Genomic DNA, 11,507 nt, shown 5'->3' with positions numbered 1-11,507 from the left:
ACCTGAAGAGGCACCAGATTGCGGTGTGTGAAGACGACACAAGTCGAAAATTTGCAACGCAACACACAAATCTATCACCTGCCCATTCGCTGGAGCGTGAACCGCAAGGTAAACGACCTGGCTACCGAATTTCTTGACGACCATAGAGCATTGGAACCACCTGATCCCATCCCGAACTCAGCAGTGAAACGATGCATCGCCGATGGTAGTGTGGGGTTTCCCCATGTGAGAGTAGGTCATCGTCAAGATTAAATTCCGAAACCCCTATCTGCGTATGCAGGTAGGGGTTTTGTTTTGTCCGCAGGAAAGTGGCTTTCAGTTAAAGCACAAATTTGCACAGTTATTTTCGATCCATGACACTAGAATAGGTCCAACTTTTTCGGAGTCAGAGCCTTTTATGCCAGATCCGGTTGACGCCCCAGGGCTGTCAGAATTACCGCTGGACGACTTGGTAGCGTGTCATGAGTGCGACTTGCTGATGCGCAAGCCCGAACTCGCCCATGGCGAGAAAGCGCTCTGTCCGCGCTGCGGTTACGAGCTCTACACCCATCGGCATAACGTCGTACAGCGCAGTCTCGCCCTGGTTATCGCCGCTCTGTTGTTGTACATCCCGGCGAACTTTTTACCGATCATGCAGCTCCATCTACTCGGGCAGTCATCGCACGACACCGTCTGGAGCGGCGTTGTCGGCCTGTTCGATACCGGAATGCAGGGCGTTGCAGTTGTGGTGTTTCTCTGCAGTATGGGAATCCCGCTGCTCAAGTTGCTTTGCCAACTGGTTGTACTGCTGAGTATTCGTTTTGATATCGGACGCAGTTACGGCCTGTTGCTCTACCGCATTTATCACCATTTACGCGATTGGGGGATGCTCGAGGTCTACCTCATGGGCGTACTGGTGGCGATCGTCAAACTGGCAGATATGGCAGCAATTACCGTCGGGCTTGGCCTGGCGTGCTTTATCGGTTTGTTGTTGGTTCAGGTCTGGTTGGAGGTTGTGATGTCGCCCCATCAGATCTGGCAGGCTTTATCAGGAGAGGATGCCCATGCGGGCGATTGATGCAGGCATTCTGATTTGCGCCGAATGCCATGAATTGAACAAGCAGGAAGCCGACACCGACAAGCAGGTCTGCACCCGTTGCGGTGCGCTGGTTCACGCCCGTCGTCCGAACAGTGTGATGCGTACCTGGGCGTTGCTGGTGACCGCCGCGGTGCTCTACATCCCGGCCAACGTGTTGCCGATCATGACCGTCAGTTCACTGGGGCAGGGCGATCCCAGCACGATCATGTCCGGTGTGATCCAACTGGTTCAACACGGCATGATTCCAATCGCCGCCGTGGTTTTTATCGCCAGTATTCTGGTACCAACGTTCAAATTGGTGGGCATCGCACTGCTGCTGTTTTCCGTGCAGCGCCGCCAGCCACTGTCGGCTCGCCAACGCATTTGGATGTACCGCTTTATTGAGTTCATTGGCCGCTGGTCAATGCTCGATATTTTTGTGATCGCCATCCTGGTGGCGGTTGTGAATTTCGGACGGCTTGCCAGCGTCGAAGCCAATCTTGGCGCCATCGCTTTCGCCAGTGTGGTGATTCTGACGATGCTTGCCGCAGTAACTTTCGATCCCCGACTGATTTGGGATAACACGGAGTCGGACGACGACCATGACTGATTTGCCTACAGCAAAAACCCGACCGGCCTCGAACTGGTCAGCTATTTGGGTGTTGCCCCTGATCGCCCTGATCATCGGCGGCTGGCTCGGCTGGCGTGCCTACAACGAGACCGGCATCGAGATTCAGGTGCGTTTCGAAAGTGGTGAAGGCATTCAGGCCAACAAGACCGAAGTCGTCTACAAAGGCATGTCGGTGGGTAAGGTGAAGACCCTCAAACTCGATGACGAAGGCAACTCTAAAGGCGTGATCGCCACCGTCGAGATGAATAAGGACGTGGAGCCATACCTGCGGACCAGCACCCGTTTCTGGCTGGTCAAGCCGAGCGTGACGCTGGCCGGCATCACTGGCCTGGAGACGCTGGTCTCGGGTAACTACGTGGCGATAAGCCCTGGCGAGGGTGAGCCGACTCGCAAGTTCAAAGCCTTGGCCGAAGAGCCGCCGCTGTCAGACGCCCAGCCCGGTCTACACCTGACCATCAAGGCTGATCGTCTCGGTTCACTCAATCGCGGTAGCCCGGTTTTCTATAAGCAGATCAGGGTCGGCCAGATCAAAAGTTACTTGCTGTCCGAAGACCAAAGCACCGTCGAACTCAAAGTTTTCATCGAACCCACCTACGCCAAGCTGGTGCGCAAACACACACGTTTCTGGAACGCCAGCGGCATTAGCATCGACGCCAACCTGTCGGGTGTGAAAGTGCGCAGCGAGTCGCTGGCGAGCATCGTCGCCGGCGGTATCGCGTTCGCCACGCCGGAGAACCGCAAGGACAGTCCGCCCACCGATCCGAGTCTGCCGTTCCGTCTCTACGAAGATTTCGATGCAGCCGCCGCCGGTATTCGGGTCAAGGTCAAACTCAGCGACTTCGAAGGAATGCAGGCTGGTCGCACACCGGTTATGTACAAAGGCATCCAGGTCGGCAATCTGAAAGCGCTCAAGATCGATCCAGATCTATCCAGTGCCACCGCCGAATTGACCCTCGATCCTCTGGCTGAAGATTACCTGGTCGAAGGCACCCAGTTTTGGGTGGTCAAACCGTCGATCTCGCTTGCCGGTATCACCGGTCTCGAAGCGTTGGTCAAAGGTAACTACATCGCCGTGCGTCCTGGCGACAAAGGCGCCGCGCCGCAACGCGAATTCGTGGCACGCCCCAAGGCGCCGCCGCTGGATCTGCGTTCTCCGGGTTTGCACCTGGTGCTGTTCACCGAGAATCTGGGTTCCCTGGAAGTCGGCAGTCCGATTCTCTACAAACAGGTCAAGGTCGGTTCGGTCCAAAGCTATCAGTTCTCGCGCACCAAAAAACAGTTGGTGATTGGTGTACACATCGAGAAGGAATACGAAGGCTTGGTCAATGCCTCGACACGCTTCTGGAATGCCAGCGGCATTACGCTGACGGGTGGGCTGACCGGTGGAATCCAAGTCAAAAGTGAGTCGCTGCAAAGCCTGATGGCTGGCGGTATCGCCTTCGAAACCCCGCAAGCGAAAGCACCGTTGCAGAAGCGGATTCCGCGTTTCCGTCTGTTCGCCAGCCATGACGAGGCCAACCAGAAAGGCACTGTGGTCACGATCAAGGTTGATCGCGCCGATGGCTTACGCAACGGCACACCTGTGAGATTCAAAGGCCTGGATGTCGGCAAGATTGAAGACATCGACCTCAGCGATGACCTGCAATCGGTGTTGCTGACTGCTCGAATCACCGAAGTGCCGGAGCGTATCGCTCGGGTCGGCAGTCAGTTCTGGGTGGTCAAACCTGAACTGGGTCTGATCAAGACGTCCAACCTCGAAACGCTGGTTACTGGCCAATACATCGAAGTGCAACCGGCCGCCAAAAACCTCGGCCCGCAGAAGAACTTCGTGGCCCTGGCCAATCCGCCGGAAACCGCTAAGCAAGAAGCCGGTTTGAGTCTGGTGTTGAGCGCTGCCCGCCGTGGTTCGCTGAAAACAGGTGTGCCGGTCACTTATCGCGAAATCACCGTGGGCAAGGTGACAGGCTATGAACTCGGCCAGACGGCGGATCGTGTGTTGGTGCACATCCTGATCGAGCCGAAGTACGCGCCGTTAGTGCGCAGCGGCACGCGTTTCTGGAACACCAGTGGTTTTGGCTTTGATTACGGCTTGTTCAAAGGGGCGACGATGCGTACCGAATCGCTGGAGACGCTGATTCAGGGCGGCATCGCTTTCGCCACGCCGGACGGCGAGCGCATGGGCAGTCCGGCGCGAGCTGAGCAAACGTTCCCGCTGTTCGATAAGTTTGAAGACGAATGGCTGACCTGGGCGCCGAAGATTTCAATCGGCAAGTAAGCCCCAAACAGCAGGCATGAAAAAGGCCGCGATCCATTGGATCGCGGCCTTTTTATTGCCTTCGATTAATGCAAATCAGACTGCATCCAGCTCCGGCTCGTCCTCTTCAACATTAACGGCAGCCTTCACTTCGTCGTGACGACGGATGTACTTCCAGTCCGCCTCGTCGATGTAGATCCCGTTCGGCCCGCTGCCGCCTTCCAGGTCGATGGCGACACTGGCACAGACCTGCGGTTTCACACTCGCCAGGATCGGTACGAAGCCCAGTTGCAGACTGGTTTCCAACAGCGCTGCCTGGTTCTTCTCGTCGATGTCCGCTGCCTCGTCGAGGTAGTACGGCAGGCGCACGCGACCGGCCTGGTCGCGGTCCATCAAGTGCAGCAACAAGTACATGTTGGTCAGCGCTTTGATGGTCATGGTCGTACCGTTGGACGCGGCGCCATCGATGTCGGTGTGGATGACCGGCTGACCGTTGACCTTGGTGATCTCGAACGCCAGCTCGAACAAGTCCTTGAGGCCGAGCTGGTTGTGGTTCGCCGCCACCAGCCGCGCCAGATATTCCTTGGCTTCTTCGTTCTTGTTGTCCTGATCGGCGCTTTGGCTCAGGTCGAACACGGAAAGGGTTTCGCCCTCTTCGTACTGACCGGCACTGTGGATGATCTGGTCGATGTGCTTGAGTGCTTCCTTGTTCGGCGCGAGCACGATGCGGAAGCTCTGCAGGTTGGACACCTGACGTTTGTTGATCTCGCGGTTGAACAGCGCCAATTGATGCTCAAGGCTGTCGTAGTCGCTGCGGATGTTGCGCAGGGTCCGGGCGATGTCGGTAACGGCCGCACGACGCGCCTTGCCGAGGGTCAGCGCTTCGTCGGTGCGGTGTGCGTAAGCGTTGATCAACAGTTGCAGGCGGCGCTCCATGTCGTCTTCGCTGTCGAACTTGGCCACACCCTTGAGGCGGACCTGAGCGTACAGCGCCTCGATCTGACCATCGCTGCGCTGCAAGCCCTGCCAGCTGTCCTGATAGTCGTTGAGCAGCGGCAACAGGTTGTCCATGGAATCGTCGATCGGGTCCATGAACGGCGTGCCGAACGGCAGGTCTGCCGGCAACAACTGACGGCGGCGCAGGGCGTCGTCGAGGGTGCGTTGCTTGGCTTCCATGTCGCCGATCTGCCGGCCGACCAGTTGCAGTTTGGCCGACAGTTGCTGGACGCGTTCGGTGAAGGCGTCGCTGGAACGCTTCAACTCGTCCTGAGCGGCTTCCATCTGCGCCAGCTGTTCCAGCTTGTCGCCTTCCTCCGCGCTCAGGGTTTGCGCGCGGCGGAAATCTTCCAGCGCTTTCTGCGCGTCCAGCACTTGCTGGTACAGCGCTTCGGTCTGGGTCTTGCTCGCGGCCCGGTCGGCGGCCACGGCTTGCTGGGTTTTCAGTTGCTTGAGTTCTTTATCCAGACGCTCTTTCTGATCGCGCAACGCGGCGCGGTCAGCCAAGGCTTGCAGCGCTGGCGGTTCGATGTGCGAGATGTCGATGGACAGGCCCGGCACTTCGAAGCGCTCGCCTTTGAAGCCATCGAGGATCAGCTCCATGGATTTGACCCACTGGCCGTCCTCGTCCAGCGTAATGCCGTGCTCACCCAACGGCAGGCTGAACAACGCGCTGTTGAACAAACGCATCAGACGCTCGACGTCCTGTTGCGAAAACTCCTCGCGCAGACGGGCGTAGCTGTTGTTATCGGCGTGATCGAGTTGCTGCTTCACCGACTTCAGGCGTTTTTCCAGATCCCGCAGACGCTCTTCCAAATCTTCGGCGCTGAACTGCCGCGACTGCGCCAGCGCACCGGCCAGTTCATCGTGCGCATCCTTGGCCGCGAGCAGTTGCTGCTCAAGGACTTTGACGTCAGTGACCAAGGCGAAGCGATGCTTGAGCACCGACAACTCGCCAAGCCAGCGCTGGATGCCGGTGATTTCCCGCTCCAGGCGCATCAGCTCTTGAGTGCCGCCACGCTGATCGTTTTGCAGCGCGTCCTGTTCGTTGCGGTAGTGCTCGGCCTGAATCGTCAGCTCTTCCTTGCGCGCACTGGCATAGTCCGACCAGGTGCCAAGCAGGGAATCGAGCAGCGGCGAGATCCGGTGCAATTTGCCGCGCAGGATGTTGCGCTGGGTCACGCCTGCCGCAAGGGCTTCGACCAATGGGCCAGCAGTGACCAGCGAGTTGTAGTCCTGCTCCATGCGTCGTACATCGCGGAACGCTTCTTCGCACGCGGCGATGTAATCAACGCTACCGGAACGCAGGCTGTGTTCGAACGCATCGAGAAACAGCTGCTTGAGCTTGGCCGCGGTGATTTCGCGCATGTGCAGCAGGTTGATGAACAGTGCGCGGAAGGTCTTCAGGCTCTGCTCGCTGGTGGAGCGCAGCGGGATTAGCGTCAGGTCCAGCGGGATCGAGGTGTGACCGCCCACCAGCAATCGACGCAGTTCATCCGGCTTGAGCTCGTAGGCTTTCAGTCCTTCGCGCTCAAGGTTGGTGAACAATTCTTTCTGGCGCAGGCAGGTGTCGTTTTTCTGGTAATGCGCCAGATCCAGTTTGCCGGCGTAGGCAAAGAACTGGTGACCGAAACCACCGCCCGGGCCGCGACCGACCACGCCAATGACGTGAGGACCGTGGGGCAGGGACACTTCGACCAGGATGTAGCTGGTGTCCGACGCGAAGTAGAAGCGTCGGGATTGTTCCAGGCTGTATTTGCCGAAACTCATGTCCGACATGCGCGCCAGGATCGGGAACTGCAAGGCGTTGATCGAGGCGGATTTGCCGAGGTTGTTCGCGCCGTAAACCGACAACGGTTCTTCCAGCGGGAACAGGCCGAGGCTGTAACCGGCGGTGTTCAAAAGGGCAAAGCGGCGAATGCCGTAGCGTTCCTTGCTCATGCGTCGGTCTCCTGTTCTTCGGCAATGGCGCGGGCCATGGCGTCTTCTTCGCTTTCTTCAGCGAAGTCGCTCAGATCGAGCGGGTCATCGGTTTCCAAAAGTTTTTCGTCGCTGTCGTCATCGATCAGCACTGGCACCGGCAATGGCAAAACACTGTGCAGACTGGCAGCCAGGTCGCGATCCTGCTGGACCGACAGGCAGACATCGAGGAAGCGGTGCATCGGCGGCAGGAAACGGTAGATGCCGTTTTCTTCGCCGGCGAAACCGAGCTGAGTCATGCGGCGCATGATTTTTTCTTCGAGCTCTTCAACCGTCTGCACTTCGGCCTGGATAAACAGGTCGCGGTATTTCTCCAGCAGCGATGGCAACTCGTCGCGGCCGAGGCTGCCACCGTCGAGCACGGCGACCGGGTCACGGCCCTGATCGGCCAGGTGCTCGACAAGAATGAAGGTGAACAGCGCCAGACGTTGCGCGGTCTTGTTCACTGCTGCGGCGGCGAGGTCCGGCACAAAATAGTAGAAACCCCGGGTGTCGCAGACCAGTTCAAAGCCCAGCGCCTTGAACAGCGTGCGGTACTGATCCTGGAAGTTCGACAGTTGCGCATACAACTCCGGATCGCGGCGGCTGACGTGGTAGCCCTTGAACAGCTCGCGAAAAATCGGCGCCAGCTGGGACAGTTCGTTTAGATCAAGTTGCATGTGGAGTACTTGCATAGAGGGTGCTCGCAGAATCCTCGGCGGCGTCGCGGGCCGAGAGCAGGGCGAAGGAGCGCAGGCTGACCTGGTGCTCGTGAGTGTGGTAATCGCGGCGTTCCAGACGCTCGCGTGTGAAGCGCTTTTCCCGCGACAGGCGCGAGAACCAATAAAGCAATTCGTCGGTAGCGCCGTCCGGCTCCTGCTCCAGCAGCCAGGTCATCAGGTCAGGCATCGGCAGGGCGTCTTCGCAACGTTCGAGCATTTCCCGAACCGTGCGTGGCGCGCGCGGCGCTTCGCCTTTCTGCGTCTTGTGGGCCTTGGGGAAGCGCGCCGGTTTTGGCTCGAAACGGGCCAGGGCGTAAACGTAGGCTTCGACCTGACTGGCGCTGCCGAGGAAGGTGCTTTGCGGGCGGGTGAACATCGGCATCGCCGCTTGTGGCACCGCATCGATACCTTTGCGACGAATGGCCGACAAGGCCAGCGCCGCGCCACGGGTCACGGCGTTGTGCCGACGGGCTTCTTCACGCAGCGGCAGCAGCAGTTCGCGGGCATGACGCAGGGTCAGCTGGGCGCTGGTCTGCATCTCGAGGATGCGCGCGTGGGTGCGCAGCAGCATGTCGTCATCGACCAGGTGGCCGAGGCGCTGCTGTTCGGTGAGCATCTTCAGCAGCACGTTCTCGACCTTGCGCACGCCTTGTTCGAAGGCGCCGTCGGCGTTCACCAACTGAATCATCGGCTCGACGTATTCGTCCCAGGTCGCCAGTACTTCAGCGTAACGCTGGCGCAGGGGAATCTGCCGGTCGCTGGTCTTGGCCCGCTCGGCGACGGCCACCAGGGCCTGTTCGTCGTTGGCGAGTTTTTTCAATACATCCCGTACGCGCATGTCGAGCAGGCGCAACTGGCGCGCCAGGTCGTGGCCGTCGCGGATGTCGAAGGCGTCCTGGATATAACCGGCCAGGCGCTCGAGATGGCGCAGATAGGCTTCGATCTCCAGGCACAGGCCCAGACGGTGCTCACGGCGCAGGTAAGCGAGGAAGTCGTGGATCTGCGCATTGAGCTCGAAACGGTTCGGGCTTTTCGCCACGGGAACCAGAATGTCGAGGCGGATCCATACGTCCAGCAGGCTGGTGATGTCCTGCGGCGTACTGTCCAGTTGCTGGGCGGCCAACTGTGAACGCAATTCGTTGAGGCTCAAGGTGCCTTGGTCGAAGTGCTCGCACAGTGGCTCCAGAAGTGCCCAGTGTTCAGCGAGGGCGCGCAAGACGCGCTTGGGTTCGATCATCGGAATGGCCGGCTGGTTGGCAATTAAAAGCAGCGATTGTACTGCATCACGCCCGTTGCGATTCACTCTCGGGACGGACAGTTGGCTTTCTATCGATCAAGCGTGGGCGATCTTGAGCGAAGGGCGGTAGAATCACCGCACTTTAGTTATCCACAAGTGGCCGACCTTTGCTTATCGAGTCCCGTCGCCGCGCTTATTTGACCGCCATGCAGGTGGTCAACTGGCTGCCGCGCACCGAATTGCCCTTTGCTGCGCCCTCACGCCCCGAACTGCTGGAGATGCCCGAGCCGTTGGTCGTCGCCCCGGTTGCTCCGGTTGCGCCCGTGCCTGTGGCTGATTCACCCGTGGAACCGCTGGTCAAACCGGCCGAACGGGTGAAAATCGAGGTGCCACGGCCATCGTTGGCCAGCACGCGCACGAACGCCAAAGTCGAAGAAGAGGCCGCTCCGGTTGTGGCCAAGGCGCCAGTCGTGCCGCCACCGCGTTTCGCTCTGCAATTGCTGCGGGCCGGGCGTTGCCTGCTGCTGGTGGAGTTACCCACAGGCGAATCGTTCCAGACCCGCGACCCTGCCTATCTGTTACTCAAAGACATGCTGCGCGCCGCCGGTCTGCCGGACAGCCCGCAAATCGTCGGCGAACCGGTGCGTTGGCCGCTGTTGTCTCGGGGCACCATGGATCAAGGCCCGGAAGCGGCTCGCGACTTCGTGCAAGGTTTTCTCTCGGCCCGGCTGGAAGACGCACCGTGCGTCTGCGTGTGGCTGATCGGCTTGCCGGCGGTGCGTTTCGCCGGTGAGGCGAACGCCGAATCCTTCAACCGTGAACTCCAGGTCGAAGGCCTGGGCTCGGTCTGGGCCCTGCCGGGTCTGGAATTATTAATGGAAGAGCCACAGCGTAAGGCTGATGTCTGGCAAGCCATGCGTCGGCTGATGGCGCGCTGGAAAGAATCGAATGAGTGACGCTGTATCGTTCCGCCCGATGATCGAGGCGGACCTGGACGCTGTACTGAAAATCGAATACGCGGCTTACAGCCATCCCTGGACTCGCGGGATTTTTCTCGATGGGCTGGGTAAATATCAGATATGGCTGATGTTTGAAGGCCAGCAGCAGGTCGGCCACGGGGTGGTGCAGATCATCCTTGATGAAGCGCATCTGCTGAACATCACCGTCAAACCGGAGAACCAGGGCCGCGGCCTGGGCTTGACGTTGCTGGAACATTTGATGTCCCGGGCGTATGACGCCAAGGCGCGGGAGTGTTTCCTTGAGGTGCGCGACAGCAACCGTGGTGCGTTTAAGTTGTATGAGCGTTATGGGTTTAACGAGATTGGCCGTCGACGCGATTACTACCCGGCAGTTGGCGGGCGGGAAGATGCTGTCGTCATGGCCTGCACCCTCGTCGATTGAGTTACAGCTATTGTGGCGAGGGAGAAAGCTCCCTCGCCACAGATCAACGATTACCGTCCATCGGATCCCGTCGCGCCAGTTCCTCTTCATCCAGCCCATTGCCCCCTCCGATGTCGTCTTCATCGACAATGCTCAAATCCCAATCGGCCTGGCCGCCTTCACCCGCTTCGTGGGCGTCCCGTGCGCCGTCTTCATGGATCAGGGTTTCCGGGCTCATGTCGTCGTCGGTGGACTCATGGTCATCGGTCGAGGCCCCGGTTATGCCGGCTTCACGTACGCGTTCCCGAGGCATCAGGCGTTCACGCTCAGTTTGCGTCAGCTCGTCGCCGATTTTGGCGCTGGGTTCTTCCTCGTCGAAATCCAGCTCATGCATCGAGCCCATGCGGTCTTCGTTGTCATCGATGGGCTCGGGTTGCACCGCATCGTACGGACGTCGTGATTCAGTCATGGCAATTCCTCATACTGTAGGCCTTACTAGGGTGGACCCCCTGGGCTGCTGAGAATTCCTCCGGCATGGAAAACCGGATATCTGCATCTGTCGCGTGACCCCGACAGATGGTTGTCTGTCATAGAAGCGCATCATTCTCGAGGTTTCATTGCATGAACGAATTACAAGATCTGATTGATAACAACGAGCGCTGGGCTGACGCGATCACCAAAGAAGATCCTGATTTCTTCGCCAAGCTGGCCCGTCAGCAAACCCCGGAATACCTGTGGATCGGTTGCTCCGACGCCCGGGTGCCGGCGAACGAGATCGTCGGCATGCTGCCCGGCGATCTGTTTGTACACCGCAACGTGGCCAACGTGGTGCTGCACACCGACCTCAACTGCCTGTCGGTGATTCAGTACGCGGTCGACGTGCTGAAGGTCAAACACATCCTCGTTACCGGTCACTATGGCTGCGGCGGCGTGCGCGCCTCAATGCAGGACCGTCAGCTGGGCCTGATCGACGGCTGGCTGCGCTCGATTCGCGATCTCTATTATGAAAAACGCGAAGAACTCGCCAAATTGCCCACTGAAGAAGAGCGGGTCGACCGCCTCTGCGAATACAACGTGATCCAGCAAGTGGCCAACGTCGGGCACACCAGCATTGTGCAAAACGCCTGGCACCGCGGGCAGAGCCTGTCTGTTCACGGCTGCATCTATGGCATCAAGGACGGTCGCTGGAAAAGCTTGAACGCCACCATCAGCGGTTTCGAGCAATTGCCGCCGCAATACCGTCTGCGTCCGGTCGAGGCGTTGTAACGACC

10 protein-coding genes and 1 rRNA gene are annotated in these 11,507 nt (G+C 59.1%); 7 read left to right on the top strand and 4 right to left on the bottom strand.

From position 1 onward, the window contains the following. Positions 1–132 precede the first annotated feature (132 nt). The 4 genes from rrf to QFW87_RS24880 all read left to right on the top strand — a co-directional run bounded on the left by rrf (position 133) and on the right by QFW87_RS24880 (position 3,963). Positions 133–248, top strand: a 5S ribosomal RNA gene (rrf, locus tag QFW87_RS24895). A gap of 149 nt (positions 249–397) precedes the next feature. Further along, positions 398–1,057, top strand: a complete 660-nt coding sequence (locus QFW87_RS24890; protein WP_283189119.1) for a paraquat-inducible protein A — start codon at positions 398–400, stop codon at positions 1,055–1,057. Beyond that, the gene (locus QFW87_RS24885) at positions 1,044–1,667 is read left to right on the top strand and encodes a paraquat-inducible protein A (RefSeq protein ID WP_283189118.1); all 624 of its coding nucleotides are present in this window, start codon (positions 1,044–1,046) and stop codon (positions 1,665–1,667) included. The genes QFW87_RS24890 and QFW87_RS24885 overlap by 14 nt, the downstream gene beginning before the upstream one ends. Then, positions 1,660–3,963: an MlaD family protein gene (locus QFW87_RS24880; protein WP_283189117.1), complete on the top strand. Its 2,304-nt coding sequence runs from the start codon at positions 1,660–1,662 to the stop codon at positions 3,961–3,963. Before QFW87_RS24885 ends, QFW87_RS24880 begins: the two co-directional genes overlap by 8 nt. A 75-nt stretch (positions 3,964–4,038) precedes the next feature. On the opposite strand, the gene mksF is transcribed toward QFW87_RS24880, so the two are convergent. From mksF to mksB, 3 genes are read right to left on the bottom strand one after another with little or no spacing between them, the layout of a single operon-like run. Then, positions 4,039–6,879, bottom strand: a complete 2,841-nt coding sequence (gene mksF, locus QFW87_RS24875) for an Mks condensin complex protein MksF (RefSeq protein ID WP_283189116.1) — start codon at positions 6,877–6,879, stop codon at positions 4,039–4,041. Further along, positions 6,876–7,577, bottom strand: coding sequence for an Mks condensin complex protein MksE (mksE, locus tag QFW87_RS24870; protein WP_140677938.1), 702 nt, complete (start codon positions 7,575–7,577; stop codon positions 6,876–6,878). The genes mksF and mksE overlap by 4 nt, the downstream gene beginning before the upstream one ends. Next, positions 7,567–8,856, bottom strand: a complete 1,290-nt coding sequence (mksB, locus tag QFW87_RS24865; RefSeq protein WP_161990823.1) for an Mks condensin complex protein MksB — start codon at positions 8,854–8,856, stop codon at positions 7,567–7,569. Before mksB ends, mksE begins: the two co-directional genes overlap by 11 nt. Before the next feature lie 206 nt (positions 8,857–9,062). Here mksB and QFW87_RS24860 point away from each other — a divergent pair, with 206 nt between their 5' ends. Together QFW87_RS24860 and rimI are read left to right on the top strand one after the other, a co-directional pair. Next, positions 9,063–9,812 (top strand): energy transducer TonB, encoded by a 750-nt coding sequence (locus tag QFW87_RS24860; RefSeq protein WP_283190951.1) that lies wholly within the window; start codon positions 9,063–9,065, stop codon positions 9,810–9,812. After that, positions 9,805–10,257, top strand: coding sequence for a ribosomal protein S18-alanine N-acetyltransferase (rimI, locus tag QFW87_RS24855; protein WP_123365613.1), 453 nt, complete (start codon positions 9,805–9,807; stop codon positions 10,255–10,257). The genes QFW87_RS24860 and rimI overlap by 8 nt, the downstream gene beginning before the upstream one ends. A gap of 43 nt (positions 10,258–10,300) precedes the next feature. Here rimI and QFW87_RS24850 read toward each other — a convergent pair whose 3' ends face one another. Further along, the gene (locus tag QFW87_RS24850) at positions 10,301–10,705 is read right to left on the bottom strand and encodes a serine kinase/phosphatase (RefSeq protein WP_283181671.1); all 405 of its coding nucleotides are present in this window, start codon (positions 10,703–10,705) and stop codon (positions 10,301–10,303) included. Positions 10,706–10,857: 152 nt separating this feature from the next. Between QFW87_RS24850 and can the strand changes: the two genes are divergently transcribed. After that, positions 10,858–11,502 (top strand): carbonate dehydratase, encoded by a 645-nt coding sequence (gene can, locus QFW87_RS24845; RefSeq protein WP_008145531.1) that lies wholly within the window; start codon positions 10,858–10,860, stop codon positions 11,500–11,502. Positions 11,503–11,507 lie beyond the last annotated feature (5 nt).

The organism is Pseudomonas sp. PMCC200344 (assembly GCF_030053095.1).
Classification (GTDB): domain Bacteria; phylum Pseudomonadota; class Gammaproteobacteria; order Pseudomonadales; family Pseudomonadaceae; genus Aquipseudomonas; species Aquipseudomonas svalbardensis.
The sequence above is the reverse complement of the archived record's forward strand: the minus strand, read 5'-3'. Positions and strand labels throughout refer to the sequence as shown.